This window comes from Serratia sp. T13T92 (assembly GCF_047530105.1).
Lineage (GTDB): Bacteria > Pseudomonadota > Gammaproteobacteria > Enterobacterales > Enterobacteriaceae > Chania > Chania fonticola.
The window spans coordinates 1-25,495 of sequence record NZ_JBLJAK010000055.1; the positions used below are offsets into that span (position 1 = coordinate 1).

The following is a 25,495-nucleotide window of genomic DNA, read 5'->3' on the forward strand; positions in this document are numbered from 1 at the left end:
TCGTCTTGTGAGTGCCCACACAGATTGTCTGATAAATTGTTAAAGAGCAGTGAGTTACGCGCTTTCGCTTGCTAACTCGAGGTGGCGTATATTACGCTTTCCTCTTTCAGAGTCAACCTTAATTTCAAGTTTTTTTCTCTGCGACCCCCGGAGACTCTGTGAAGTTGTTCACATGTTCCGTGTCGATGGAGGCGCATTATAGGGATCCCATTTTTTTCCACAACCCCTTTTTAGATCTTTTCTTACCGACTGCGCACTTTTCCGCCCTTTCGCACGGATCTTGCCCGATCAAGGCCATTTTACCGACGATCCTCCGTGTTAACTGGTTGTAATTCCACCGTCAAAGTCTAGTATTGCCGGTAATAAGATCCTTATACGAGGCAATCCCATGTCCAATTCAGTGCGTCCTTATCTTCATTATTCCCCTCAAATTGGCCAACGCGTCATGATCGATCCTTCCAGCGTAGTGATCGGCAACGTTGATCTGGCTGATGACGTCAGCGTTTGGCCCTTGGTTGCCATCCGCGGTGATGTCAACGCGGTAAAGATCGGCGCACGCAGTAATATCCAGGATGGCAGCATTCTGCATGTCACCCATCAATCCGATTATAATCCGGCGGGTTACCCTTTACTGATCGGCGAGGATGTCACCGTGGGGCATAAAGCCATGCTGCATGGTTGTACCATCGGTAATCGCGTTTTGGTGGGGATGGGCTCAATTCTGCTCGACGGTGCCGTAATAGAAGATGATGTGATGATTGGTGCTGGTAGCCTGGTCGCACCCGGCAAGCATCTGGAAAGTGGCTACTTATATGTAGGCAGCCCTGCTCGCCGGGTTAGAGCCTTGACTCCGGCGGAACTGGAAGGGTTACGTTATTCGGCCAATAACTATGTACGTTGGAAAGACGAATACCTTAGCGAAGATATCTGACTGCCCGCCCTGCTTGCCAGAGCGGGGCAACCCTCACACCGCCATTTCCTGACGTAATTGCTGCAATACCGGTTCGATCTCCGGCATCACGCCATGCCATAAAAAGAAAGCATGGGCAGCCTGCCCCACCAGCATACCTAAACCGTCCGCATAATGTTGCGCCCCCAACTGCTGCGCCCAAGCCAGGAATGGGGTGCCACCCTGTTGGTAGAACATGTCATAGCACCGGGTCGTGCTGTGGATAATGCTGTCTGGCAGTGCGGGGATCTCCCCCTTGAATCCTGAAGCCGTCGCGTTGATCACTAAATCAAAATGCTGCTGATCCAGCCGATCCAGCGGCAAGGCGGCGATCTCACCTAGATGCCGGAACGCCGCTGCCAACTCCTCGGCGCGGCTGAAGGTGCGGTTAGTCAAGACTACTTCACAGCCAAAGGAGAGCAGCGGCAGGATCACGCCGCGCGCAGCACCGCCCGCTCCCACCAGCAACACGCGATCATCTGGCCGAATCAACCGCTGGCGTTCAAGATCCGACAGCAAACCTATACCGTCGGTGTTATCCCCCAGCAGCTTTCCATCGGGCAATACCTTTAGCGTATTCACCGCACCGGCCATTGCCGCCCTTTCGCTAAGTTCGCTTGCTGCCTCATAGGCACATTCCTTAAAAGGAACGGTGACGTTGGCCCCTTGGCCACCAGCAGCAATAAACCGTTGCAGGGTAGGTACAAATCCGTCCAACGGAGCCAGCATGGTGCCATAGGGATGTTCGATCCCGGTTTGCTGCGCAAATAGCGCGTGGATGCGGGGGGACTTACTGTGAGCAATCGGGTTGCCGAATACCGCGAACTTCTCCATAGATCTAGCCTCTAGCCCTGACGGATCAGCTCACCGGTCAAAGCATCTCTGATTTCAGAAGGGTTTAACCGGCCACCCACGTTACCTGACAGCACTGGGAAAGCGTCACCAAACTGCTGCTGCACTTCAGCCACGGTGCGGCACGGCTCTTCACCGCTTAAGTTGGCACTGGTTGACACCAACGGCTTGCCGAACTGACGGCACAGCTGTTGCACCAAGGGATGATCGCTAACGCGCACGGCCAACGAACTAAAGCGGCCAGTCAGCAAGGCTGGCGTTTGCGGTTTTGCCGGGATCACCCAGGTTACCGGGCCAGGCCAACTGGCAAAGATCGTGGCACGCTGCTGCTCATTCAATGCGCCATCATCAATATAAGGCGCTAGCTGGGCATAATCGGCAGCGATCAGGATCAAGCCTTTTTCCCACGGACGTTGTTTCAAGGCCAACAGCTGTTTGACGGCCTGCTCGCTATCTGGGTCACACCCCAGACCGAATACCGCTTCTGTTGGATAGGCAATCACCTGCTGGTTTTCCAGCGCGGCAATAATAGGCACGAATGAGGAAGTTTGTTCTGGGTTCATAGCTTGATTATTCTGAGATAGCGACGGGTTTTCCGCACAGTTTACTGGCGCAGCAAAGCGTTGGGCCTTTTGCCGTGCGCTTTTCCATCAGTAATGGATAGTGGCAGTAAGCACACTCACCGGCGACGGGTTTAAAATTGAGCACAAACTGACATTCCGGGTAGCGATCGCAGGAATGGAACACCTTGCCAAAGCGAGATTTTCGCTGCAGCAGTTGACCTTGGCCACACTGAGGGCAGGCGATGCTGGTTTCATCCGGTTTGTCGATCACTTCGGTATGATCGCAGTCGGGATAGTGGCTGCAACCGATAAACATGCCATAACGCCCCTGGCGTAACACCAGCGTTGCCTGGCATTTCGGGCATTGCTGGCCCTCCAGCACTTTGACAATATGGCCATCCGCCTGCGCTTTTAAAGGCCGGATATACTCGCACTGCGGATATTGAGAACAGCCGAGGAAGGGGCCGTGGCGACCACTGCGGATCACCAACTCGGCCCCGCATTCCGGACAGGGTTCATTTTGCCTCGCGGCAAAAATCGCTGGTTTTGTCATAACGTCTTCTATGCCTGTTACCTACTCAGTGCAGGTAACCTTCGTTTACTTCAAACAACAGTTCTTCCATCTGCTGATAGGCGCTCTCATATCCGGGGATATTGAACAACACCATCAGCACTACCCATTTCAGATCTTCGAGATCAAATTCCGTATTATCCAAAGCCATAACACGATCGATAACCATTTCACGGGTTTCGAGGTTCAATACCTGGATCTGTTCTAGGAACAGGAGAAAACCACGGCAACCGGCATCTAAACGCACACTCTCTTCTTCGGTGTAGATCCGCATAGCCAGCGGATCGGCATCCATAAAATAAGGGGCATTCTCGCCTTCCTGGAGGTCTGCAAGCTTTTCGAGCCAATTCAACGCGTTGAAGATATCATCACGATCAAATCCTGCTTCGGTAAGATCGTCGGTCAAGGTATCCTGATCAACGTGCATCTCTGGCTCATTGTGGATATAGGTCTCAAACAAATACATGAGTACGTCGAACATGGCATGCCCTCCTTATTCGGACATAGCCGCCGGGTACAGCTGCGATCCAACCTGCTAACTCCAGATCGAGTAATTTGATTACTACCTCTGGCACAGGTTGGCCGGCACGTTCAGCGACGACGTCAACAGGTGTCACCTCATCTCCTACGTTAGCCAACACATCGGCAAATGGCAATTCAACTTCGGCCTCTGATGCAGAAATAGTTGTATTTTCGCTCACGGACAGCCATTGCAGCCCACTTCCCAGCTGTTCTGCGATATCTTTTGGGCCTGTGACCAGGCTGGCCCCCTGCTGGATCAGCCAATGAGTTCCCTCACTCATCGGGTTACCCAACGCCCCCGGCAGGGCAAACACTTCACGCCCCTGTTCCAACGCGTAGCGCGCGGTGATCAGCGACCCGCTACGCAATGAAGCCTCTATGACCACCACACCCGCACTTAACCCACTGATAATACGGTTACGACGCGGGAAATGAGCCGCCAGCGGCAAATCGGTAGCCAGATGCTCGGAAATCACCGCTCCGCCCTGTTCAATGATTTGCTCTGCCAGCCGGCGATGGCGGCGTGGGTAGATATTTGCCAGCCCACTGCCCAATACCGCAATGGTGACTCCTTCAGCCTCCAAGGTGGCACGGTGACAGATCCCATCAATACCAATAGCCAAACCGCTGGTGATGGCGAAACCGCAATGCACCAACCCGCTGGCAAAGTAACTGCCCCACTGCTCGCCATAGTGGCTGAACTGGCGGCTACCCACCATGGCGATTTGCGGTAGTTGCAAAGCCCCTACATCGCCCTGCACCATCAGTAATAACGGCGCGTCATCGATATGCGCCAAGAGTTCGGGAAACGCTGGCTCACCGTATCGCACCATATGATTGCCCGGCTGCTCCAGCCACTTGAGCGTTGCCTTGAGATACTGCCCATGCCCCCGCCGAAACTGTTTTTGCTGCTGGTCATTCAGCCCCAGGGGCTTAAGCAATCGATAAGGATCGCCGCCTTCGGCAATCAGGCGATCGATAGTCTGGCTGGCTTGCAGTGCGTCGATCTTTGTGACCGCATGCATACGTAGAGCGATTTCTTCTGGCCGCATGGAGCATTCCCTCGCTGCAATTAGGGGATTACCAATTCGTGCAATTGGTCTGGGATGCTGTCAATCAGGCCAAGAAATGTCTAGAATAGAAGCTAATCACTGTTCATCACTCGGATACAGATCTTAAGATATATGTCAGTCTTGCAGGTATTACATTTCCCAGACGAGCGGCTACGCAAAATTGCGGCCCCGGTAAAAGAAGTCAATGCAGATGTCCAGCGCATCGTGGATGATATGTTTGAAACCATGTACGCAGAGGAAGGCATTGGCCTGGCTGCGACACAGGTCGATATTCATCAGCGCATTATCGTCATCGACGTTTCTGAAAACCGCGATCAACGCCTGGTGTTGATCAACCCGGAACTGCTGGAAAAAAGCGGTGAAACCGGTATCGAAGAAGGCTGCCTTTCCATCCCTGAGCAACGCGCCTTGGTGCCACGCGCAGAGAAAGTGAAGATCCGCGCCCTCAATCGTGAAGGACAACCTTTTGAGCTTGAGGCCGATGACCTGCTGGCAATCTGTATCCAGCATGAAATGGATCATCTGGTTGGCAAACTGTTTGTCGATTACCTGTCGCCGTTGAAACGCCAACGTATCCGTCAGAAACTGGAAAAAATGGCCAAGCTTGAAGCTCGCGCCTAACCGATCAGGAAATCAACGTGTCTGACTCTTTACGGATTATTTTTGCCGGAACCCCAGACTTTGCAGCGCGTCACCTAGACGCGCTGTTGTCATCTGGGCACCAGGTGGTCGGCGTCTTCACCCAGCCCGATCGCCCCGCAGGCCGCGGTAACAAACTGACGCCAAGCCCGGTCAAGGTGCTGGCCGAACAGCATCAAATCCCCGTTTTCCAGCCTAAGTCACTGCGCCCGCAAGAGAATCAGCACCTGGTTGCCGACCTGAATGCGGACGTGATGGTGGTGGTAGCCTACGGCCTGATCCTGCCGAAAGCCGTGCTGGATATGCCGCGCCTAGGCTGCATCAACGTTCATGGCTCTTTGCTGCCACGCTGGCGCGGTGCGGCACCGATCCAACGCGCTTTGTGGGCTGGCGATAGCGAAACTGGCGTAACTATCATGCAAATGGACGTGGGTCTCGATACCGGCGACATGATGCACAAGATCGCTTGCTCGATCGAATCCACGGATACCAGCGCCAGTCTATACAACAAGCTGGCAGAGCTGGGGCCACAAGGGCTGCTGATCACCTTGCAGCAATTGGCGGCGGGTACGGTACAGCGCGAAGTTCAAGACGAGGCGCTGGTGACCTACGCAGAAAAGCTGAGCAAGGAAGAGGCACGCCTGGACTGGAGCCTTTCCGCCGAACAGTTGGAACGCTGTATTCGTGCTTTCAATCCTTGGCCAATCAGCTATTTCACCATCGACGATCAGCCGGTGAAAGTCTGGCAGGCAACCGTGCTGGCGGAAACTGCCAACGCAGAACCGGGTACTATCGTACACGCCGACAAGCACGGCATTCAGGTTGCTACCGCGCAAGGTATTCTCAACCTCACGCAGCTCCAGCCTGCCGGTAAAAAACCGATGTCGGCACAAGATTTACTGAATTCTCGCCGCGAATGGTTCACGCCGGGCAACCGGTTATAAGCCACTCCCACTGCCCGGCCATTGTTGCCGGGCTGTTCGTTTCTTAATGCCGATCGTAATCCGCCTTAGCCTATGAAAAACAATTACAATCTCCGAAGCATTGCTGCCAAGGCCATCGGCCAGGTACTGGATCAAGGGCAGTCGCTCAGCACCATTTTGCCCACATTACAAAAGAATATTTCTGACAAAGACCGTGGGCTATTGCAGGAACTCTGCTTTGGTACGCTGCGGGTGCTGCCGCAGCTCGAATGGTGCATTCAGCAGTTGATGGCAAAGCCTATGACCGGCAAACAGCGCCCACTGCACTATTTGCTGATGGTTGGCCTGTATCAGTTGCTGTATACCCGTATTCCACCGCACGCAGTGTTAGCCGAAACGGTTGAAGGCGCGGTCGCCTTGAAGCGCCCACAGCTGAAAGGATTGATTAACGGTGTACTGCGCCAGTTCCAACGCCAGCAAGAAGAACTGCTGGCACGTGCAGCCAATAACGAAAGCCGCTATCTGCACCCTAGCTGGTTGCTTAAACGCATCAAACTGGCTTATCCGGCACAGTGGGAACAGATCGTTGATGCCAATAATCAAAAGCCGCCAATGTGGCTGCGCGTCAACCGTCTGCACCATACCCGTGAAGATTATCTGCAGCTTATGCAGCAGGCCGGTATTACCGCCGAGCCTCATGCGGAGTATCGCGACGCAGTTCGCTTGCTGGCTCCATGCCCGGTAACGGACTTGCCCGGTTTCTCCGATGGCTGGGTAACGGTACAGGACGCCTCCGCTCAAGGTTGCGTTGATCTGCTGGATCCGCAAGACGGTGAGCAGATCCTCGATCTTTGTGCAGCCCCCGGCGGCAAAACAACCCATATTCTGGAAGCCGCGCCCAAAGCTCATGTGCTGGCCGTGGATATCGACGAACAGCGTTTAAGCCGGGTGAAAGAAAACCTGCAGCGCCTGCGCCAACATGCAGAAGTTCGCCAGGGTGATGGCCGTACCCCGCAAGAGTGGTGCGGTGACCAACAGTTCGATCGTATCCTGTTGGATGCCCCTTGCTCCGCCACCGGCGTTATTCGCCGCCACCCGGATATCAAATGGCTGCGTCGTGACAGCGATATCGCCGAACTGGCTGCTTTACAGAATGAAATTCTGGAAGCTATCTGGCCACGTCTGAAACCCGGCGGCGTAATGGTTTATGCAACCTGCTCTATTCTGCCGCAGGAAAATAGCGAGCAGATAGCTGCGTTCCTGCAACGTCACGGCGATGCCAAGCTGGTTGAAACCGGTGACACACAATCACCAGGTAAACAGAATCTGCCTCATCCTGAGGATGGCGATGGTTTCTTTTACGCTAAGCTGATTAAAATATAACTGTTCAGGGAGCGCCCGCGGGCGTTCTCAACTTTCGGCCACGGCCGTCGCAGATCGAGCAGAGAAATCGATGAAAATAATTATTCTTGGCGCAGGGCAAGTTGGCGGAACACTGGCTGAAAACCTGGTGGGTGAAAATAACGATATCACCGTGGTCGATACCGACACCGGTCGTCTACGCCAGTTGCAGGACAAGTTTGACCTGCGCGTCGTCCAGGGGCACGGCTCCCATCCACGTGTATTACGCGAAGCCGGTGCCGAAGATGCCGATATGCTGGTTGCCGTCACCAACTCTGACGAAACCAATATGGTCGCCTGTCAGATTGCTTATACGCTGTTTAATACCCCGAATCGTATTGCACGGATCCGGGCGCCGGATTATATCCGTGAGTCCGAGAAGCTATTCCATCCAGAGGCGGTGCCCATCGACCACCTGATCTCGCCGGAGCAGTTGGTTATCGATTACATCTATAAGCTGATCGAATATCCTGGCGCCTTGCAGGTGGTGAACTTTGCCGATGGCAAGGTCAGCATCGCCGCAGTGAAGGCCTATTATGGCGGCCCACTGGTGGGGAATGCTCTGTCTGCCATGCGTGAGCATATGCCACATATCGATACTCGCGTGGCGGCTATTTTCCGCCATGATCGCCCTATCCGCCCGCAAGGCTCGACCATAATCGAAGCAGGCGATGAGGTGTTCTTCGTTGCCGCATCACAGCACATACGCGCGGTAATGAGTGAGCTGCAACGGCTCGAAAAGCCCTACAAACGCATCATGATCGTCGGCGGTGGTAACGTGGGTGCCGGACTGGCACATCGGCTAGAAAAATCGTACAACGTGAAGCTGATTGAGAAGAACCAGCAACGTGCCGCCGAGCTGGCAGAGCAACTGCACGATACCATCGTGTTTTATGGCGATGCCTCCGATCAGGAGCTGTTGGCCGAAGAGCATGTCGAGCAGGTGGATGTATTTATTGCCATCACCAACGATGACGAAGCCAATATCATGTCTGCCATGCTGGCCAAACGCATGGGAGCCAAAAAGGTGATGGTATTGATCCAGCGCCGTGCCTATGTCGATCTGGTCCAGGGCAGCGTGATTGATATCGCGATTTCGCCGCAGCAGGCCACCATCTCCGCACTGCTGGGCCACGTGCGTAAAGCCGATATTGTCAGCGTCTCCTCACTGCGCCGCGGCGTTGCCGAAGCCATTGAAGCGATTGCCCATGGCGATGAAAGCACCTCCAAGGTCGTAGGCCGTATGGTAGAAGAAATCAAGCTGCCGCCAGGTACCACCATTGGGGCGATCGTGCGTGGCGATGATGTGATCATTGCCAACGGCAACAGCCGGATCCAGCAAGGCGACCACGTGATCATGTTTATTACCGATAAGAAATTTGTGCCAGACGTTGAGCGTCTGTTCCAACCAAGCCCGTTCTTCTTATAGATACTTAAATCATGCGAATGGTTTTTGACACATCCGGAGTCGAGAATTAGGAAAAACTAAAAATTTTCCTATACTGATTGTGTCAAAGGGGAATTGCTTTGTTAAAATTGCGTTACTAATTTTTTGAGGGGTGTTCTGATGGGTATGTTAAAAGAGTTCCGCGAATTTGCCATGCGTGGCAACGTCGTCGATCTGGCAGTGGGTGTGATCATTGGTGCGGCATTCGGTAAAATCGTTTCTTCCTTGGTTGCCGACATCATCATGCCACCTTTGGGGCTGCTGATAGGTGGCGTTGATTTCAAACAGTTCCATCTGGTACTGCGTGAAGCCAAAGACAATGTCCCAGCAGTAGTGATGAACTATGGCTCCTTCCTGCAGAATATCTTTGATTTCGTGATCGTCGCCTTTGCGATCTTTATGGCTATCAAGTTAATGAACAAAATGCGCCGTAAAGAAGTTGAAGAGCCAGCCGCACCGCCTGCGCCAACGGCCGAAGAGAAGCTGCTGACAGAAATCCGCGATCTGCTGAGTCAGCAACAGCAGCCCAAGCTGTAATTCAGAGCTATAAGACGGGCGCAGCATGCGGCGCCCCTACTTTTGAGCCATCTTGCGAGATGGCTTTTTTGTGGCCTAAAACCAGAAGGCCAGTGGTAAATTGTCGTTGGGCAATTTACCACTGGCCTCCCAGTTACCGCCTTTTGCGTGTTTATCTTTACGCCGGTAGCTGCCTTTCCCTTTACTGTTCTTCTCTACCCGTTGGCGGAAAAGAGGATCGTGTAGCAACGCCTCAATGGCATTGTCCTGGATCTTGCCTTTGGTATGACGATATTGAGTCATCACGGTCTTCCTGTTGGTTGGTGATAATAAACGCGCCGATAATACTGCTGGCCAGATAAAAATTAAAGTCCATACGCCACTAAACCGCACTTTTGGCTTTCTCTTCGCTAGCTCCCTGCTCCAAAGCCTCCAGAATCGAACAATAATTGCTGGTGTGTTCGCTACCACAGCAGGCATCGCTGAGTCTTTTCAGCGACTCGCGCATTCTGGTTAACTCGGTCAGTTTGCTTTCAACCTCATGTAGGCGCGCATCAACGATGGACTTCGACTCTTCGCAGGTGTGATGCTCTGGATCTACACGGATCGACAGCAACTCAGCGATAGTTTCAAGCGTGAAGCCCAGCTGTTTGGCATAGCGGATAAAACGCAGGCGCTGTAAGTCCTGATCGCTATACAGCCGATAGCCGCCTTCGGTACGAACATGGTGATCCATCATGCCTTGCTTCTCGTAATAACGTACCGTATCTGGCGTTACGTCAGCCAGCTTGGCTAATTGCCCAATCTTGAACATCATGATTTCTCCGTATTGCACTTATCACTGATAGCCTGAGCATAGCGGATATGGGGAGGGATCTTAAGCGTTGCCAGGAGGGGAAAGCACGTTTGGCGAGCTACAGACGTAAAAAAACCGGGCAAGCCCGGTTTTTCTACGCTTCCACAGATTACTCTGCAGTTGCTACTTCTGCTTGAGACTCAGCACGATCAACCAGCTCGATGTATGCCATCGGCGCGTTGTCGCCTGCGCGGAAGCCACACTTCAGAATGCGAGTGTAACCACCGGCACGGCTCGCAAAACGCGGGCCTAGCTCGTTAAACAGTTTTGCCACGATCTCGTTATCACGAGTACGGGCGAATGCCAGACGACGATTAGCAACGCTGTCGGTCTTGGCAAGAGTAATCAGCGGCTCAACAACGCGACGCAGCTCTTTCGCTTTTGGCAGGGTCGTCTTGATGATCTCATGACGAACCAAAGAGCCGGCCATGTTACGGAACATAGCCTGGCGATGGCTGCTGTTACGGTTCAGTTGACGACCACTCTTACGATGGCGCATGACCTTATCCTTCTCAGTAAAACCTTAACCTGTGATCCGGTTACTCGTCAGCAATGCTAGCCGGTGGCCAATTTTCCAGGCGCATGCCCAGAGAAAGTCCACGGGAGGCCAGCACGTCTTTAATCTCAGTAAGAGATTTTTTACCCAGGTTAGGCGTTTTCAACAGCTCAACCTCGGTACGCTGTACCAGATCACCGATGTAGTGGATAGCTTCTGCCTTAAGGCAGTTAGCAGAGCGGACAGTCAATTCCAGATCGTCAACAGGGCGCAGCAGGATCGGATCGAACTCTGGTTTCTCTTCTTTCACTTCCGGCTGACGTACATCACGTAGGTCAACGAAAGCTTCCAGTTGTTCAGCCAGAATGGTTGCCGCACGGCGGATCGCCTCTTCAGGATCGATCGTGCCATTGGTTTCCATCTCGATGACCAGCTTGTCCAGGTCGGTACGCTGTTCTACACGCGCTGCTTCAACATTGTAGGCAATACGCTCTACAGGGCTATAGCAGGCGTCAACCAACAGACGACCAATCGGGCGCTCATCTTCTTCCGAATGAATTCGGGCAGAAGCCGGCACATAACCACGACCGCGCTGAACTTTGATACGCATGCTGATAGCAGCGTTCTCATCGGTCAGGTGGCAGATAACGTGCTGCGGCTTGACGATTTCGACATCACCATCATGGGTAATGTCGGCAGCGGTCACAGGGCCAATGCCAGATTTATTCAGGGTAAGAATAACTTCATCTTTCCCTTGAACTCTCACCGCCAGCCCTTTCAGGTTGAGCAAGATCTCCAGGATATCTTCCTGTACGCCTTCTTTGGTGCTGTACTCATGTAGTACACCATCAATCTCAACCTCGGTCACCGCGCAACCCGGCATAGATGAAAGCAGAATACGGCGCAGTGCGTTGCCAAGAGTATGGCCAAAGCCACGCTCTAACGGCTCAAGGGTCACCTTGGCGTGCGTCGAACTGACTTGCTCGATATCTACCAGGCGCGGTTTTAGAAACTCTGTCACAGAACCCTGCATTGTGTCCTCTCTTTGAAACTCAAGCCTTACTTGGAGTAAAGCTCGACGATCAGGTGTTCGTTAATGTCGGCGGACAGATCAGTACGTTCAGGAATACGTTTGAACACACCTTCCATCTTCGCAGCATCAACTTCCAGCCAAGTCGGCTTTTCACGCTGCTCAGCCAGCTCCAGAGAAGCCTTAACACGAGACTGCTTTTTAGCTTTCTCGCGGATGCTGACTACGTCATTCGGAGATACCTGATAAGAAGCGATGTTAACAACGCGACCATTTACCATAACGGCTTTATGGCTAACCAGCTGACGTGATTCTGCACGAGTGGCGCCGAAGCCCATACGGTAAACTACGTTGTCCAGACGACCTTCCAGAAGGGTCAACAGGTTTTCACCGGTGTTGCCTTTCAGGCGGGTTGCTGCTTTGTAATAGTTACGGAATTGACGCTCCAGAACACCGTACATACGGCGAACTTTTTGCTTTTCACGTAACTGTACACCGTAGTCAGACAGACGCGGTTTACGCGCACCGTGTTGACCAGGTGGCTGTTCAATTTTGCACTTTGAATCTATCGCGCGAACGCCAGACTTCAGGAACAGGTCTGTGCCCTCGCGGCGGCTAAGCTTGAGCTTAGGACCCAAATATCTTGCCATTTTCTTTCTCCAACAATCCGAAAAGCAGGGGCGTTACACGCGACGCTTTTTCGGTGGACGACAACCGTTATGAGGAATCGGAGTCACATCGGTAATATTAGTGATGCGGAAACCAGCCGCGTTCAGAGCGCGGATAGTAGACTCACGACCAGGACCAGGTCCTTTGACCATAACTTCCAGGTTCTTGATACCGTATTCTTTAACTGCGTCAGCACAACGCTCGGCTGCAACCTGAGCTGCAAACGGAGTTGACTTACGAGAACCACGGAAACCGGAACCACCGGCTGTTGCCCAACCCAAAGCATTACCCTGACGATCGGTAATAGTCACAATGGTGTTGTTGAAAGAAGCATGGATATGAGCCACGCCGTCAGAGACTTGTTTTCTTACACGCTTACGTGTACGAACAGGTGCCTTTGCCATTATTCAATCACCCCGATTATTTCTTGATCGGTTTACGCGGACCCTTACGGGTACGTGCGTTGGTCTTAGTACGCTGACCGCGAACTGGCAGACCACGACGATGGCGTAAACCACGGTATGTACCAAGATCCATCAGACGCTTGATGCTCAGGGTAACTTCACGACGCAAATCACCTTCAACAGTGAATTTGGCAACTGCTTCACGCAGTTGTTCAATTTGCTCTTCAGACAGCTCACTGATCTTAACATTTTCAGCAATACCCGTCTCAGCACAGATAGACTGTGAACGAGTTTTGCCGATTCCGAAGATCGACGTTAACGCGATAACGGTATGTTTATGATCAGGAATGTTAATGCCTGCTATACGGGCCACTATGCACTCCTACTAATTTTTACGGCAACACCATTCTGAAAAGCCCGTTTTCAGGATACTCAAATAATGTTGCAGCTACATACAAAAGATTGGCTGGCTAATCTAGCCAGCTCAACCCAACTTTGCAAGAAAAATATGCGAGATAATCAGCCTTGACGCTGTTTATGCTTCGGCTCGGCGCTGCAAATCACACGAACGACACCGTTACGCTTAACGATTTTGCAGTTACGACATAATTTCTTGACGGAAGCACGAACTTTCATTTTTACTCTCCGTAACTTCTCAAACGCACCAGATTAGCGGTTATAGCCTTTCAGGTTTGCTTTCTTCAATGCAGACTCGTACTGACTTGACATCATCAGAGTTTGCACTTGAGCCATAAAGTCCATGATGACGACAACCACGATCAGTAGCGAGGTACCACCAAAGTAGAATGGTACTTTCATTGCATCACGCATGAACTCCGGGATCAGGCAGATGAAAGTAATGTACATCGCGCCCACCAGGGTTAAACGCGTCATCACTTTATCGATATATTTCGCCGTTTGCTCTCCCGGACGAATTCCTGGTACGAAGGCACCGGACTTCTTCAGGTTATCTGCTGTTTCACGCGGGTTGAAAACCAACGCCGTGTAGAAGAAACAGAAGAAGATGATTGCAGACGCATAGAGTAACACATAAAGCGGTTGTCCAGGCTGCAAATACAGCGAAATCGTTGTCAGCCAGTTCCAACCGGTACCGCCCCCAAACCATGATGCAATCGTGGCAGGGAACAGAATAATGCTGGAAGCGAAGATTGCCGGGATTACCCCTGCCATGTTCACTTTCAACGGTAAGTGTGTGCTCTGTGCTGCGTAAACACGACGACCCTGTTGACGTTTCGCATAGTTAACGACGATACGACGTTGACCACGTTCAATGAAAACAACGAAGAAGGTTACTGCAAACACTAATACTGCAACCAACAGCAACAAGAGGAAGTGCAGGTCGCCTTGCCGAGCTTGCTCAATAGTATGGCCAACTGCCGGCGGAAGACCCGCCACAATACCCGCGAAGATAATGATTGAGATACCGTTACCGATACCACGCTCAGTAATCTGCTCGCCCAGCCACATCAGGAACATTGTCCCGGTAACCAGACTCACAACCGCAGTAAAGTAGAACGCAAAGCCTGGGTTTAACACCAGGCCCTGCATACCAGGCATATTCGGCAGACCGGTAGCAATACCGATCGACTGGAATATGGCCAACACCAGCGTACCGTAGCGGGTGTACTGGCTAATCTTGCGACGGCCAGCCTCCCCTTCTTTCTTGATTTCCGCCAACGCTGGGTGAACCACCGTCAGTAACTGGATAATGATCGAGGCCGAAATGTACGGCATGATCCCCAGAGCAAAAATAGAAGCACGGCTGAGAGCACCACCAGAGAACATGTTAAACATTTCAATGATGGTGCCTCTCTGCTGTTCGAGCAGTTTGGCAAGCACAGTGGCATCGATACCAGGAATCGGAATGAAAGAGCCAATGCGGAAAACAATCAGCGCGCCGATAACAAACAAAAGTCTGCGCTTCAGCTCACCGAGTCCGCCTTTAGCACTTTGAAAATCTAATCCTGGTTGCTTAGCCATCAGCTTACTTATTCCTCAATTTTACCGCCAGCAGCCTCGATAGCAACACGAGCGCCTTTGGTGACACGCAGACCACGCAGGGTAACCGGACGAGTGATTTCGCCAGAAAGCATAACTTTCGCGAACTCGATCTGGGTACCAACAACGTTAGCGGCTTTCAGCGTGTTCAGGTCGATTACGTCGCCTTCAACAAGAGCCAGTTCAGACAGACGAACTTCTGCCGTGATCATAGCTTTGCGAGAGGTGAAGCCGAATTTCGGCAAACGACGATATAAAGGCATCTGACCACCTTCAAACCCACGACGTACGCCACCGCCAGAACGTGAGTTCTGACCTTTGTGACCACGACCGGCGGTTTTACCCAGGCCAGAACCAATACCACGACCTACACGCTTAGGCGCATGCTTGGCACCTTCAGCCGGAGACAGAGTATTTAAACGCATCTGTTACTCCTCAACCTTAACCATGTAGGAAACCAGGTTGATCATACCGCGTACAGCAGGAGTATCCTCGCGCTCTACGGTGTGACCAATACGACGCAGACCCAGACCGAGCAGTGTAGCTTTGTGCTTCGGCAGACGGCCAATGGAGCTGCGAACTTGTGTAACTTTGATAGTCTTAGCCATGGTCAATTACCCCAGAATGTCTGCAACGGATTTACCACGCTTGGCAGCGACCATTTCAGGAGACTTCATATTAGCCAAAGCGTCGATAGTTGCACGAACCACGTTGATCGGGTTGGTGGAACCATAAGCTTTAGCCAGTACGTTGTGCACCCCAGCAACTTCGAGAACGGCGCGCATTGCACCACCCGCGATGATACCGGTACCTTCATGAGCTGGCTGCATGAACACACGGGAACCCGTATGAGCACCTTTAACAGGGTGCTGCAGGGTGCCGCCGTTCAGCGCGACATTCATCATGTTGCGACGGGCTTTTTCCATCGCTTTCTGGATCGCTGCTGGAACTTCGCGTGCTTTGCCGTAGCCAAAACCAACGCGACCGTTACCATCACCAACTACTGTCAGTGCGGTAAAGCTGAAAATACGGCCACCTTTTACGGTTTTAGATACGCGGTTTACCGCGATCAGCTTTTCCTGCAGTTCGCCAGCTTGTTTTTCGATGTGAGCCATCTTAAACCTCTTCCTTAGAACTGAAGGCCAGCTTCACGGGCAGCATCTGCCAGTGCCTGGACTCGACCATGATATTGGAAACCGGAACGGTCAAAGGATACTTTCGCAATCCCTTTTTCCAACGCGCGCTCAGCCAGAGCTTTACCTACGGCTGCTGCTGCGTCTTTGTTACCGGAGTACTTCAATTGCTCAGTGATAGCTTTTTCTAAAGTAGAAGCGGCTACCAGAACTTCAGAACCATTAGGAGCAATGACCTGTGCGTAAATGTGACGCGGGGTACGATGTACCACCAGGCGGGTTGCACCCAGTTCTTTGAGCTTACGGCGTGCGCGGGTCGCACGACGGATACGAGCAGATTTCTTATCCATAGTGTTACCTTACTTCTTCTTAGCCTCTTTGGTACGCACGACTTCGTCGGCGTAACGGACACCCTTGCCTTTATAAGGCTCAGGACGGCGGTAGGCACGCAGATCTGCAGCAACCTGGCCAATAACCTGCTTATCAGCGCCTTTCAGCACGATTTCAGTTTGGCTTGGGCATTCAGCAGTAATACCTGCTGGCAGCTGGTGATCGATTGGGTGAGAGAAGCCCAGGGCTAAATTCACCACGTTGCCTTTAACAGCAGCACGATAACCAACACCTACCAGTTGAAGCTTCTTGGTGAAACCTTCGGTAACACCGACAACCATTGCGTTCAGCAGAGCGCGCGTGGTACCCGCTTGGGCCCATGCGTTAGCAAAACCTTCGCGCGGGGCGAAAGTCAGTGCGTTAGCTTCTTGCATCACTTCAACGGCGTCATGGACTGTACGAGTCAGCTCGCCGTTCTTACCCTTAACCGAAATAACCTGACCGTTGAGTTTTACCTCTACGCCGGCAGGAATGACGACGGGTGCTTTTGCAACACGAGACATTCTTTCCTCCCGAATTAAGCTACGTAGCAGATAATCTCGCCACCAAGACCAGCTTGGCGAGCTGCACGATCGGTCATAACACCTTTAGAGGTAGAAATAACAGCGATACCCAGACCGGCCATAACTTTTGGCAGTGCATCTTTTTTCTTATAGATGCGCAGACCTGGACGACTGATACGCTGAATGCTTTCTACCACTGCCTTACCCTGGAAGTACTTCAGTACCAGTTCCAGAACAGGCTTGGTGTCGCCTTCAATTTTGAAATCTTCAATAAAACCTTCTTCCTTCAGCACGTTGGCAATTGCCACTTTCAGCTTGGAGGAAGGCATGGTGACCGCAACTTTGTTCGCGGCTTGACCGTTACGGATACGGGTCAGCATATCCGCGATCGGATCTTGCATGCTCATCTGTCTTTACTCCCGTGATTCAATTGGTAATTACCAGCTAGCCTTTTTCAAGCCTGGTACTTCACCGCGCATAGCGGCTTCACGTAGCTTGATACGGCTCAACCCGAATTTGCCCACATAACCATGTGGACGGCCAGTTTGACGGCAGCGTTTACGCTGACGAGACGGGCTGGAATCACGCGGCAGAGACTGGAGCTTGAGAACAGCATCCCAACGATCTTCGTCAGAAGAGTTCACACCAGAAATGATAGCTTTCAATTCCTCGCGTTTAGCGCGGTACTTGTCAGCCAGTTTCACGCGAACGACTTCGCGTGCTTTCATTGATTGCTTAGCCATCAGTAACCCTGCCTTACTTGCGGAACGGGAAGTTAAAAGCAGCCAACAGCGCGCGGCCTTCATCATCAGATTTCGCAGAAGTGGTAATGGTAATATCCAAACCACGAACGCGATCGACTTTGTCGTAGTCGATTTCTGGGAAGATGATTTGCTCACGCACACCCATGCTGTAGTTTCCACGGCCATCGAATGACTTAGCGGACAAGCCACGGAAGTCACGGATACGTGGAACAGCAATGGAAATCAGACGCTCAAAGAACTCCCACATGCGTTCGCCACGCAGAGTTACTTTACAGCCGATCGGATAGCCCTGGCGGATTTTGAAGCCTGCAACAGATTTGCGTGCTTTGGTGATGAACGGCTTTTGACCGGAGATTGCTGCCAAGTCAGCTGCTGCATTATCCAGCAGTTTCTTGTCAGCGATCGCTTCACCAACACCCATATTCAGGGTGATCTTCTCGACCCGAGGGACTTGCATGACAGAGTTGTAATCAAACTGAGACATCAGTTGTTTGACTACCTCGTCTTTGTAGTAATCATGCAGTTTCGCCATCGTCATACTCCAAATTACTTGATAGTTTCGCTATTTGATTTGAAGAAACGGACTTTTTTGCCGTCTTCGAATCTAAAGCCTACACGGTCAGCCTTACCGGTAGCCGAGTTGAACAGCGCAATGTTGGAAACCTGAATAGCAGCTTCTTTTTCAACAATGCCACCTGGTTGGTTCAGGGCCGGGACCGGCTTCTGATGTTTCTTAACCAGGTTGATACCTTCAACAATGACCTTACCAGCAGACAGGACATTTTTTACTTTACCGCGTTTACCTTTGTCTTTCCCGGTAAGCACGATAACTTCGTCATCACGACGGATTTTCGCTGCCATGGTTCGCTCCTTAGAGTACTTCTGGTGCCAGAGAGATAATTTTCATGAACTTCTCATTACGCAGTTCACGAGTTACCGGCCCAAAAATACGCGTACCGATAGGTTGCTCGCTGTTATTGTTTAAAATAACGCATGCATTACCATCGAAGCGAATGACAGAACCGTCCGGGCGACGTACACCCTTCTTGGTGCGCACCACTACCGCCTTCAGCACATCGCCTTTCTTCACCTTACCGCGAGGAATTGCTTCCTTGATGGTAATTTTGATGACGTCGCCGATGCCTGCGTAGCGACGGTGCGAGCCACCTAGAACCTTGATACACATTACGCGACGTGCACCGGAGTTGTCGGCCACGTTCAGCATAGTCTGTTCTTGGATCATGTTAGTGCTCCGCTAATGTCAACTACAACTTTAGGACCCATTACTAGGTCGTTGAAAAGCCCCATAACCGAGGGCGCAGCATTATAACACCGCTTCCAAAGTATGGGTAGAAAAAATAAACGGCTCACTTTCTGAGCCGTTTATTAAGTTAGAGTCAGCTACTCTATTACAGAATCGCTTTATCTACAATGCGAACCAACGTCCATGACTTAGTCTTGGACAGTGGACGGCATTCGCGGATTTCTACCACGTCACCGATACCACATTCGTTGTTCTCATCATGTACATGCAGCTTAGTCGTACGCTTGATGAATTTCCCGTAGATCGGGTGCTTCACCGTACGTTCGATAGCAACAACCATGGATTTCTCCATTTTGTCACTAACAACACGACCTTGCAGAGTACGGATAATATCAGTCATTTTACGCACCCGCCTTTTCAGTCAGTAAAGTCTTAACGCGTGCGACATTACGACGCACTTGTTTCAACAGGTGAGTTTGTTGCAGTTGGCCACTCGCCGCCTGCATGCGTAAGTTGAATTGCTCACGCAGCAGGTTGAGCAGCTCAGTGTTCAGCTCTTCAACACTTTTTTCACGCAGCTCTTGTGCTTTCATTACATCACCGTCTTAGTTACAAAGGTGGTTTTGATCGGCAGTTTAGCTGCTGCCAGCTTGAACGCTTCACGGGCGACTTCTTCTGGAACGCCGTCCATTTCGTACAGGACTTTGCCAGGTTGGATCAGGGCAACCCAATATTCCACGTTACCCTTACCTTTACCCATACGCACTTCAAGAGGCTTCTCGGTGATTGGTTTGTCCGGGAATACACGGATCCAAATCTTACCTTGACGCTTCACTGCACGAGTCATTGCACGACGAGCTGCTTCGATTTGACGAGCAGTCAGACGGCCACGGCCAACAGCTTTCAGACCGAAAGTGCCGAAGCTAACATCCGTACCTTGCGCCAGACCACGGTTGCGGCCCTTGTGCACCTTACGGAATTTTGTACGCTTTGGTTGTAACATCAGCGACTCTCCTTACTTGCGGCCTTTACGCTGCTGCTTTTTAGGTTGAGCAGCCGGTTCCGGTTGTTCAACTGCAGCCATACCACCCAGGATCTCACCTTTGAAGATCCATACCTTAACGCCGATTACACCATAAGTGGTGTGCGCTTCAGATGTGTTGTAATCGATATCCGCACGCAGTGTATGCAACGGAACACGACCTTCACGGTACCATTCGGTACGCGCGATTTCAGCACCGCCAAGACGGCCGCTTACTTCAACTTTGATACCTTTAGCGCCAAGACGCATTGCGTTCTGTACAGCACGCTTCATAGCACGACGGAACATAACGCGACGTTCCAGCTGTGAAGTGATGCTGTCAGCAACCAATTTTGCGTCCAGTTCCGGTTTACGGACTTCGGCGATGTTAATTTGCGCAGGAACGCCAGCGATATCCGCTACGACCTTACGCAGTTTTTCGACATCTTCACCTTTCTTGCCGATAACGATGCCAGGACGAGCGGTGTGAATAGTCACACGGATGCTCTTCGCTGGACGCTCGATAACGATGCGAGAAACGGAAGCTTTCGCCAGTTCTTTAGTCAAGAATTGGCGAACTTTAAAGTCGCTGTCCAGGTTGTCAGCGAATTCTTTGGTATTCGCATACCAAGTAGAGTTCCAAGGTTTGACAATACCCAGGCGAATACCATTAGGATGTACTTTCTGACCCATTGCTAGTCTCCAGAGTCTCAGCGATCGGACACAACCACAGTAATGTGGCTGGTGCGCTTCAGGATGCGATCTGCACGACCTTTTGCACGAGGCATAATGCGCTTCATGCTTGGGCCTTCGTCTACGAAGATTTTCGTGACTTTCAGATCATCGATGTCAGCGCCATCGTTGTGTTCTGCGTTAGCAATGGCAGACTCCAGCACTTTCTTGACCAGACCAGCAGCTTTCTTGTTGGTGTAGGCCAGAGTTTCCAGAGCTTGCGACACTTTCTTACCGCGGATCAGGTCTGCAACAAGGCGAACCTTCTGAGCAGAAGAACGAGCGTGGCGATGTTTAGCGATAGTTTCCATCTCTTCCTCCTACCTTAGCGCTTTTTAGCTTTTTTATCAGCCGCATGGCCGCGATAAGTACGAGTCGGCGCGAATTCACCCAGTTTGTGACCGACCATTTCATCGGAAACAAATACTGGTACGTGCTGACGACCATTATGGACAGCGATGGTCAAACCGATCATGTTAGGAAAGATCGTTGAACGACGGGACCAAGTGCGCAAAGGCTTCTTGTCACCGCTTTCCACCGCTTTCTCTACCTTCTTCAGCAAGTGCAGGTCAATAAAAGGACCTTTCTTGAGAGAACGTGGCATGGCTTATCCTCTAATTATTTTTTACTACGGCGACGTACGATGAACTTGTCAGTACGCTTGTTGCTACGGGTCTTCTTACCTTTGGTCTGAACGCCCCACGGAGTTACCGGGTGCTTACCAAAGTTACGACCTTCACCACCACCGTGCGGGTGATCGACTGGGTTCATCGCCGTACCGCGAACGGTAGGACGAATACCACGCCAACGTGCAGCACCTGCTTTACCCAGAACGCGAAGCATATGTTCAGCGTTACCGACTTCACCCAGGGTGGCGCGGCAATCAACTGGAACTTTACGCATTTCGCCAGAGCGCAGACGCAGAGTTACGTAGGAACCATCACGTGCGACGATCTGAACGTAGGCACCAGCAGAACGAGCCAGCTGGCCGCCTTTACCTGGTTTCATTTCTACGTTATGAACCGTTGAACCTACTGGGATGTTGCGCATAGGCAGGGTGTTACCCGCTTTGATTGCAGCATCAACACCAGATTGGATCTGGTCACCAGCTTTCAGGCCTTTCGGCGCCAGGATGTAACGGCGTTCGCCGTCTTTGTACAGAACCAGCGCGATATTCGCGGAACGGTTCGGATCGTACTCCAGACGCTCAACCACAGCAGGGATACCATCTTTGTTGCGTTTGAAGTCAACCAGACGATAATGTTGCTTGTGGCCACCACCGATATGACGGGTGGTGATACGGCCATTGTTGTTACGACCACCGCTTTTGCTCAGTTTCTCAAGCAGCGGGGCATAAGGTTTACCCTTGTGCAGCTCAGGGTTAACCACTTTAACAACGTGGCGACGACCCGGAGATGTAGGTTTACATTTAACAATTGCCATTGTTCTTACTCCTCCGACTTACTCTGCGCCGCCGATGAAGTCCAAGTTCTGGCCTTCCTTCAGGGTGACGTAAGCTTTTTTCCAGTCGCTACGACGACCAACACGCTGACCTTGACGCTTCACTTTCCCTTTTACTACCAGGGTGTTAACGTCTTCGACTTCGACTTCAAACAGTTTCTGCACTGCAGCTTTAATTTCTGCTTTGGTCGCGTCTTTGGCAACTTTGAGTACGATGGTGTTGCTTTTTTCCATCGCAGCGGATGCTTTTTCAGATACGTGCGGTGCACGCAGCACTTTCAGCAAACGTTCTTCACGGATCATGCCAGCATCTCCTCAACTTGCTTCACAGCATCAGCAGTCATAACCACTTTGTCGAAGGCGATCAGGCTAACTGGGTCGATACCTGCTACATCGCGCACGTCAACCTTGTACAGGTTACGAGCTGCCAGGAACAGATTCTCATCCAGTTCACCGGTCACGATCAGCACATCTTCCAGGGCCATATCTTTCAGTTTCTGTGCCAGCAGCTTAGTTTTAGGCGCTTCTACAGAGAACTTCTCGACAACGATCAGACGATCTTGACGTACCAGTTCGGACAGGATGCTTTTCAGCGCGCCGCGGTACATCTTTTTGTTTACTTTCTGACTGTGGTCTTGTGGCTTCGCAGCGAAGGTTACACCACCAGAACGCCAGATCGGGCTCTTTACAGTGCCTGAACGCGCACGGCCTGTACCTTTCTGGCGCCACGGTTTTTTACCGGAACCAGTCACTTCAGCACGGGTCTTCTGAGCACGGGTACCTTGACGGGCACCTGCTGCATAAGCAACAACAACCTGGTGTACCAGCGCTTCGTTGAAATCACGACCGAAGGTAGTTTCGGAAACAGTCAGCGCGCTTTGCGCGTCTTTCAATACTAATTCCATTGCTATCCCCTTACGCCTTCACAGCTGGTTTAACGATCAGGTTGCCACCGGTTGCGCCCGGTACAGCACCCTTAACCAGCAGCAGGTTGCGCTCAGCGTCAACACGTACTACGTCCAGGCTTTGAACGGTTACACGCTCGTCACCCAGGTGGCCAGCCATTTTCTTGCCTTTGAACACTTTGCCCGGAGTCTGGTTCTGACCGATAGAACCCGGAACGCGGTGAGACAAGGAGTTACCGTGGGTTGCATCCTGAGTACGGAAGTTCCAGCGCTTTACAGTGCCAGCAAAACCTTTACCTTTGGAAGTACCGGTAACATCGACTTTTTTAACGTCAGCGAAGATTTCTACGCTGATTTCTTGACCTGCAGCGAACTCTTGACCTTCTTCAAGGCGGAATTCCCACAGACCACGGCCAGCTTCGACGCCAGCTTTAGCGAAATGACCCGCTTCCGGTTTGGTCACACGGTTAGCTTTTTTGCTACCGGTAGTGACCTGAATGGCACGGTATCCGTCGTTGTCCAGGTCTTTAACCTGAGTCACGCGGTTCGCTTCAATTTCAATCACGGTTACTGGGATAGAAACGCCATCTTCAGTGAAGATACGAGTCATGCCCACTTTTTTACCGACTAAACCAATCATTGTTTCAACCTCTCAATCGTCAATGACCTGATTAACCCAGGCTGATCTGCACGTCTACACCGGCAGCCAGATCCAGACGCATCAGAGCATCAACGGTTTTCTCAGTTGGCTCAACGATGTCAACCAGACGCTTGTGAGTGCGGATCTCGTACTGATCACGCGCGTCTTTGTTGACGTGCGGGGAGATCAGAACGGTAAAGCGCTCTTTGCGAGTTGGCAGCGGGATCGGACCACGGACTTGCGCACCAGTGCGCTTGGCAGTCTCGACGATTTCCGCAGTTGATTGATCGATCAGACGATGATCAAACGCTTTCAGGCGGATACGGATTCTTTGGTTCTGCATGAGACCAGAGCTCCAATTATTTATAAACGTAAATAATTACTCCTCACACCCATTTCGATTGATGGGGGAGTGTAATCGTCAACATATAACCCCCATATCGGGAGTATTGTTCGAAGGGCAAAACGTTCTTGCCAATCGACTGATTCGCTAAAATCAGGCTTACCAAGATTAGGTAAGCCCGCGCATTATACGCAAACCAGGCCAGGTTGCAAGCTACGGATGGAAATATGCTCAGAATAGACGGCAATTTATTGGTTTGGCGAGGATCGGGAGAGTTTGGGGGAAGTGCGCGGCATAGTGTGTTACTCCCCTGCCCTACCAGTTCTGAAGATACTGGCCAAGGAGGGAGGGGAGCCGTAAATGTCAGTCTTTGCGTTCCAGCACTTGCGCCTGGCAATAGTTTTGGATGCCAAGCCGCTCAATCAGGCTCAGCTCAGTCTCCAACCAGTCGATATGCCCTTCCTCATCGGCCAAAATCTCTTTCATCAGATCGCGGCTGACGTAATCATGGATAGAGTCTGCATAGGCGATACCTTCCCGCAGGTTCTTGGCACCGTCCAGCTCCAGGGCCAAATCGGACCTCAGCATCTCTTCGACATCTTCGCCGATATTCAGCTTGCCGAGATCTTGCAGGTTCGGTAACCCTTCAAGGAACAGGATACGCTCGATGTAGCGATCGGCATGTTTCATCTCATCGATCGACTCGTGATATTCCTTCTCATTGAGACGCATCAGGCCCCAATTTTTGAACATACGCGCGTGCAGGAAGTATTGATTGATGGCAACCAGCTCGTTACCGAGCAGCTTGTTGAGGTGAGCAATGATCTTTTTATCGCCTTTCATAGGTAAATCCTCCTGGGCAGTTCTAAAAGTGTAGAAGCTGCGGGCCAAGAGTCAAAAAATAACCCTACTATTTATTAGGCGACTTCATGCATATGAATCAGGGTTGCGCGTTCCTCCACCATAATTTGCCTTGCCTGACGAATGCATTTACCGCAGTCAGTTCCAATCGGCACCAGCTCACGCAGTTGCTTCATGGTATGGGGATTGTGCTGACGCACCGCCTTACGGATAGCTTTGTCAGACACAGCATTACACAGACATACGTACATAGAGAGACTCACTTCTTAACCGATGCAGTAAGTCTAAATAAGAATCGTTTTTATTTCAATTAAGATTGGTAAAAAATTGTATAAAAAAAGGGCACCGAAGTGCCCTCTTTTAGTGCTTATAAATTATTCGCGATTAAGCGATAACTTTAGCAACAACGCCCGCACCTACAGTACGGCCGCCTTCACGGATTGCGAAACGCAAGCCTTGGTCCATAGCGATTGGGTGGATCAGGGTAACAACCATGTTCACGTTATCGCCTGGCATTACCATCTCTACGCCTTCTGGCAGTTCGATGG

General features: G+C 51.5%; 43 protein-coding genes and 1 pseudogene. 6 read left to right on the plus strand and 38 right to left on the minus strand.

The genetic code is table 11. The features are described from left to right. The first annotated feature begins 388 nt into the window (after positions 1 to 388). Positions 389 to 931 (plus strand): gamma carbonic anhydrase family protein, encoded by a 543-nt coding sequence (locus ACMV5I_RS26245; RefSeq protein WP_021808115.1) that lies wholly within the window; start codon positions 389 to 391, stop codon positions 929 to 931. A 33-nt stretch (positions 932 to 964) separates the two neighbouring features. On the opposite strand, the gene aroE is transcribed toward ACMV5I_RS26245, so the two are convergent. The 5 genes from aroE to dprA are packed head-to-tail and all read right to left on the minus strand — an operon-like array spanning position 965 to position 4,509. Beyond that, positions 965 to 1,783, minus strand: coding sequence for a shikimate dehydrogenase (aroE, locus tag ACMV5I_RS26250; RefSeq protein WP_202673326.1), 819 nt, complete (start codon positions 1,781 to 1,783; stop codon positions 965 to 967). Between the two features lie 11 nt (positions 1,784 to 1,794). After that, positions 1,795 to 2,364 (minus strand): L-threonylcarbamoyladenylate synthase type 1 TsaC, encoded by a 570-nt coding sequence (tsaC, locus tag ACMV5I_RS26255; protein ID WP_202729225.1) that lies wholly within the window; start codon positions 2,362 to 2,364, stop codon positions 1,795 to 1,797. Between the two features lie 7 nt (positions 2,365 to 2,371). Next, entirely contained in the window at positions 2,372 to 2,917 is a 546-nt protein-coding gene (locus tag ACMV5I_RS26260) for a type I DNA topoisomerase (protein ID WP_024531126.1), read from the minus strand. Positions 2,918 to 2,942: 25 nt separating this feature from the next. Next, complete coding sequence (locus tag ACMV5I_RS26265) at positions 2,943 to 3,416, minus strand: DUF494 family protein (protein WP_021182206.1); 474 nt, start codon at positions 3,414 to 3,416, stop codon at positions 2,943 to 2,945. Then, positions 3,388 to 4,509 carry a DNA-protecting protein DprA gene (gene dprA, locus ACMV5I_RS26270; RefSeq protein WP_261262069.1) on the minus strand — a complete coding sequence of 374 codons (1,122 nt, stop codon included), beginning with the start codon at positions 4,507 to 4,509 and terminating at the stop codon, positions 3,388 to 3,390. The genes ACMV5I_RS26265 and dprA overlap by 29 nt, the downstream gene beginning before the upstream one ends. A gap of 132 nt (positions 4,510 to 4,641) precedes the next feature. On the opposite strand from dprA, the gene def reads away from it, so the two are divergent. The 5 genes from def (at position 4,642) to mscL (ending at position 9,477) form a co-directional block, all read left to right on the plus strand. Next, positions 4,642 to 5,151, plus strand: coding sequence for a peptide deformylase (gene def / locus ACMV5I_RS26275; RefSeq protein ID WP_024485624.1), 510 nt, complete (start codon positions 4,642 to 4,644; stop codon positions 5,149 to 5,151). Positions 5,152 to 5,168: 17 nt separating this feature from the next. Next, entirely contained in the window at positions 5,169 to 6,113 is a 945-nt protein-coding gene (fmt, locus tag ACMV5I_RS26280; protein WP_261282245.1) for a methionyl-tRNA formyltransferase, read from the plus strand. A gap of 72 nt (positions 6,114 to 6,185) precedes the next feature. Then, the gene (rsmB, locus tag ACMV5I_RS26285; protein WP_024485623.1) at positions 6,186 to 7,475 is read left to right on the plus strand and encodes a 16S rRNA (cytosine(967)-C(5))-methyltransferase RsmB; all 1,290 of its coding nucleotides are present in this window, start codon (positions 6,186 to 6,188) and stop codon (positions 7,473 to 7,475) included. A 70-nt stretch (positions 7,476 to 7,545) separates the two neighbouring features. Then, on the plus strand, positions 7,546 to 8,922 hold the full coding sequence (trkA, locus tag ACMV5I_RS26290; protein WP_021182211.1) for a Trk system potassium transporter TrkA: 1,377 nt from the start codon (positions 7,546 to 7,548) through the stop codon (positions 8,920 to 8,922). A gap of 138 nt (positions 8,923 to 9,060) precedes the next feature. Continuing rightward, positions 9,061 to 9,477, plus strand: coding sequence for a large-conductance mechanosensitive channel protein MscL (gene mscL, locus ACMV5I_RS26295; RefSeq protein WP_021808121.1), 417 nt, complete (start codon positions 9,061 to 9,063; stop codon positions 9,475 to 9,477). 75 nt (positions 9,478 to 9,552) lie between these two features. Here mscL and ACMV5I_RS26300 read toward each other — a convergent pair whose 3' ends face one another. The 33 genes and pseudogenes from ACMV5I_RS26300 to tuf all read right to left on the minus strand — a co-directional run. Next, positions 9,553 to 9,759 carry an alternative ribosome-rescue factor A gene (locus ACMV5I_RS26300; RefSeq protein ID WP_021808122.1) on the minus strand — a complete coding sequence of 69 codons (207 nt, stop codon included), beginning with the start codon at positions 9,757 to 9,759 and terminating at the stop codon, positions 9,553 to 9,555. A gap of 79 nt (positions 9,760 to 9,838) precedes the next feature. Further along, positions 9,839 to 10,270 carry a Zn(2+)-responsive transcriptional regulator gene (zntR, locus tag ACMV5I_RS26305; RefSeq protein ID WP_039996322.1) on the minus strand — a complete coding sequence of 144 codons (432 nt, stop codon included), beginning with the start codon at positions 10,268 to 10,270 and terminating at the stop codon, positions 9,839 to 9,841. Between the two features lie 151 nt (positions 10,271 to 10,421). Then, positions 10,422 to 10,811 carry a 50S ribosomal protein L17 gene (rplQ, locus tag ACMV5I_RS26310; protein WP_004929726.1) on the minus strand — a complete coding sequence of 130 codons (390 nt, stop codon included), beginning with the start codon at positions 10,809 to 10,811 and terminating at the stop codon, positions 10,422 to 10,424. A 40-nt stretch (positions 10,812 to 10,851) separates the two neighbouring features. Then, positions 10,852 to 11,841 (minus strand): DNA-directed RNA polymerase subunit alpha, encoded by a 990-nt coding sequence (locus tag ACMV5I_RS26315; RefSeq protein ID WP_002919219.1) that lies wholly within the window; start codon positions 11,839 to 11,841, stop codon positions 10,852 to 10,854. Between the two features lie 26 nt (positions 11,842 to 11,867). Beyond that, positions 11,868 to 12,488: a 30S ribosomal protein S4 gene (gene rpsD, locus ACMV5I_RS26320; RefSeq protein WP_021182216.1), complete on the minus strand. Its 621-nt coding sequence runs from the start codon at positions 12,486 to 12,488 to the stop codon at positions 11,868 to 11,870. Between the two features lie 33 nt (positions 12,489 to 12,521). Next, positions 12,522 to 12,911, minus strand: coding sequence for a 30S ribosomal protein S11 (gene rpsK, locus ACMV5I_RS26325; protein WP_004929731.1), 390 nt, complete (start codon positions 12,909 to 12,911; stop codon positions 12,522 to 12,524). A 16-nt stretch (positions 12,912 to 12,927) separates the two neighbouring features. After that, the gene (rpsM, locus tag ACMV5I_RS26330) at positions 12,928 to 13,284 is read right to left on the minus strand and encodes a 30S ribosomal protein S13 (protein WP_021182217.1); all 357 of its coding nucleotides are present in this window, start codon (positions 13,282 to 13,284) and stop codon (positions 12,928 to 12,930) included. A gap of 146 nt (positions 13,285 to 13,430) precedes the next feature. Then, a complete protein-coding gene (gene rpmJ / locus ACMV5I_RS26335) occupies positions 13,431 to 13,547 on the minus strand; it encodes a 50S ribosomal protein L36 (protein ID WP_002227352.1) in 117 nt (38 codons plus the stop codon). A gap of 33 nt (positions 13,548 to 13,580) precedes the next feature. Continuing rightward, on the minus strand, positions 13,581 to 14,912 hold the full coding sequence (gene secY / locus ACMV5I_RS26340) for a preprotein translocase subunit SecY (protein WP_021182218.1): 1,332 nt from the start codon (positions 14,910 to 14,912) through the stop codon (positions 13,581 to 13,583). Between the two features lie 8 nt (positions 14,913 to 14,920). Continuing rightward, positions 14,921 to 15,355, minus strand: a complete 435-nt coding sequence (gene rplO, locus ACMV5I_RS26345; RefSeq protein WP_021182219.1) for a 50S ribosomal protein L15 — start codon at positions 15,353 to 15,355, stop codon at positions 14,921 to 14,923. 3 nt (positions 15,356 to 15,358) lie between these two features. Beyond that, positions 15,359 to 15,538: a 50S ribosomal protein L30 gene (rpmD, locus tag ACMV5I_RS26350; protein ID WP_004956161.1), complete on the minus strand. Its 180-nt coding sequence runs from the start codon at positions 15,536 to 15,538 to the stop codon at positions 15,359 to 15,361. Positions 15,539 to 15,544: 6 nt separating this feature from the next. After that, positions 15,545 to 16,045, minus strand: coding sequence for a 30S ribosomal protein S5 (gene rpsE / locus ACMV5I_RS26355; protein ID WP_021182220.1), 501 nt, complete (start codon positions 16,043 to 16,045; stop codon positions 15,545 to 15,547). A gap of 14 nt (positions 16,046 to 16,059) precedes the next feature. Next, positions 16,060 to 16,413, minus strand: coding sequence for a 50S ribosomal protein L18 (rplR, locus tag ACMV5I_RS26360; RefSeq protein ID WP_021182221.1), 354 nt, complete (start codon positions 16,411 to 16,413; stop codon positions 16,060 to 16,062). Positions 16,414 to 16,422: 9 nt separating this feature from the next. Next, on the minus strand, positions 16,423 to 16,956 hold the full coding sequence (gene rplF, locus ACMV5I_RS26365) for a 50S ribosomal protein L6 (RefSeq protein WP_414825623.1): 534 nt from the start codon (positions 16,954 to 16,956) through the stop codon (positions 16,423 to 16,425). A gap of 14 nt (positions 16,957 to 16,970) precedes the next feature. After that, the gene (gene rpsH, locus ACMV5I_RS26370) at positions 16,971 to 17,363 is read right to left on the minus strand and encodes a 30S ribosomal protein S8 (RefSeq protein ID WP_021182223.1); all 393 of its coding nucleotides are present in this window, start codon (positions 17,361 to 17,363) and stop codon (positions 16,971 to 16,973) included. Between the two features lie 30 nt (positions 17,364 to 17,393). Beyond that, positions 17,394 to 17,699: a 30S ribosomal protein S14 gene (gene rpsN / locus ACMV5I_RS26375; protein ID WP_021182224.1), complete on the minus strand. Its 306-nt coding sequence runs from the start codon at positions 17,697 to 17,699 to the stop codon at positions 17,394 to 17,396. 13 nt (positions 17,700 to 17,712) lie between these two features. Further along, positions 17,713 to 18,252: a 50S ribosomal protein L5 gene (gene rplE / locus ACMV5I_RS26380; RefSeq protein WP_021808125.1), complete on the minus strand. Its 540-nt coding sequence runs from the start codon at positions 18,250 to 18,252 to the stop codon at positions 17,713 to 17,715. Positions 18,253 to 18,266: 14 nt separating this feature from the next. Then, positions 18,267 to 18,581, minus strand: coding sequence for a 50S ribosomal protein L24 (gene rplX, locus ACMV5I_RS26385; RefSeq protein ID WP_021808126.1), 315 nt, complete (start codon positions 18,579 to 18,581; stop codon positions 18,267 to 18,269). 10 nt (positions 18,582 to 18,591) lie between these two features. After that, the gene (gene rplN, locus ACMV5I_RS26390) at positions 18,592 to 18,963 is read right to left on the minus strand and encodes a 50S ribosomal protein L14 (protein WP_020837240.1); all 372 of its coding nucleotides are present in this window, start codon (positions 18,961 to 18,963) and stop codon (positions 18,592 to 18,594) included. 166 nt (positions 18,964 to 19,129) lie between these two features. Beyond that, a complete protein-coding gene (gene rpsQ / locus ACMV5I_RS26395) occupies positions 19,130 to 19,384 on the minus strand; it encodes a 30S ribosomal protein S17 (protein WP_021182227.1) in 255 nt (84 codons plus the stop codon). Position 19,385: 1 nt separating this feature from the next. After that, positions 19,386 to 19,577, minus strand: coding sequence for a 50S ribosomal protein L29 (rpmC, locus tag ACMV5I_RS26400; protein ID WP_002218942.1), 192 nt, complete (start codon positions 19,575 to 19,577; stop codon positions 19,386 to 19,388). Then, positions 19,577 to 19,987, minus strand: coding sequence for a 50S ribosomal protein L16 (rplP, locus tag ACMV5I_RS26405; protein WP_004929764.1), 411 nt, complete (start codon positions 19,985 to 19,987; stop codon positions 19,577 to 19,579). Before rplP ends, rpmC begins: the two co-directional genes overlap by 1 nt. A 12-nt stretch (positions 19,988 to 19,999) precedes the next feature. Then, positions 20,000 to 20,698 (minus strand): 30S ribosomal protein S3, encoded by a 699-nt coding sequence (gene rpsC, locus ACMV5I_RS26410; RefSeq protein ID WP_004956187.1) that lies wholly within the window; start codon positions 20,696 to 20,698, stop codon positions 20,000 to 20,002. A gap of 17 nt (positions 20,699 to 20,715) precedes the next feature. Next, positions 20,716 to 21,048 carry a 50S ribosomal protein L22 gene (rplV, locus tag ACMV5I_RS26415; RefSeq protein ID WP_004391423.1) on the minus strand — a complete coding sequence of 111 codons (333 nt, stop codon included), beginning with the start codon at positions 21,046 to 21,048 and terminating at the stop codon, positions 20,716 to 20,718. Between the two features lie 14 nt (positions 21,049 to 21,062). Then, complete coding sequence (gene rpsS, locus ACMV5I_RS26420; RefSeq protein WP_004929772.1) at positions 21,063 to 21,341, minus strand: 30S ribosomal protein S19; 279 nt, start codon at positions 21,339 to 21,341, stop codon at positions 21,063 to 21,065. Positions 21,342 to 21,355: 14 nt separating this feature from the next. Continuing rightward, positions 21,356 to 22,180, minus strand: a complete 825-nt coding sequence (rplB, locus tag ACMV5I_RS26425) for a 50S ribosomal protein L2 (RefSeq protein WP_021182228.1) — start codon at positions 22,178 to 22,180, stop codon at positions 21,356 to 21,358. 18 nt (positions 22,181 to 22,198) lie between these two features. Then, the gene (gene rplW / locus ACMV5I_RS26430) at positions 22,199 to 22,501 is read right to left on the minus strand and encodes a 50S ribosomal protein L23 (protein WP_021182229.1); all 303 of its coding nucleotides are present in this window, start codon (positions 22,499 to 22,501) and stop codon (positions 22,199 to 22,201) included. Continuing rightward, positions 22,498 to 23,103 carry a 50S ribosomal protein L4 gene (rplD, locus tag ACMV5I_RS26435; RefSeq protein ID WP_021182230.1) on the minus strand — a complete coding sequence of 202 codons (606 nt, stop codon included), beginning with the start codon at positions 23,101 to 23,103 and terminating at the stop codon, positions 22,498 to 22,500. The genes rplW and rplD overlap by 4 nt, the downstream gene beginning before the upstream one ends. A 10-nt stretch (positions 23,104 to 23,113) precedes the next feature. Beyond that, on the minus strand, positions 23,114 to 23,743 hold the full coding sequence (gene rplC, locus ACMV5I_RS26440; RefSeq protein ID WP_004956193.1) for a 50S ribosomal protein L3: 630 nt from the start codon (positions 23,741 to 23,743) through the stop codon (positions 23,114 to 23,116). A 31-nt stretch (positions 23,744 to 23,774) separates the two neighbouring features. Beyond that, complete coding sequence (rpsJ, locus tag ACMV5I_RS26445; RefSeq protein WP_001181005.1) at positions 23,775 to 24,086, minus strand: 30S ribosomal protein S10; 312 nt, start codon at positions 24,084 to 24,086, stop codon at positions 23,775 to 23,777. 363 nt (positions 24,087 to 24,449) lie between these two features. Continuing rightward, positions 24,450 to 24,929 (minus strand): bacterioferritin, encoded by a 480-nt coding sequence (bfr, locus tag ACMV5I_RS26450; protein WP_024485621.1) that lies wholly within the window; start codon positions 24,927 to 24,929, stop codon positions 24,450 to 24,452. A gap of 74 nt (positions 24,930 to 25,003) precedes the next feature. Then, the gene (gene bfd / locus ACMV5I_RS26455) at positions 25,004 to 25,198 is read right to left on the minus strand and encodes a bacterioferritin-associated ferredoxin (RefSeq protein ID WP_024485620.1); all 195 of its coding nucleotides are present in this window, start codon (positions 25,196 to 25,198) and stop codon (positions 25,004 to 25,006) included. A 133-nt stretch (positions 25,199 to 25,331) separates the two neighbouring features. Then, positions 25,332 to 25,495: pseudogene (gene tuf, locus ACMV5I_RS26460) on the minus strand (elongation factor Tu); the annotation flags it as partial.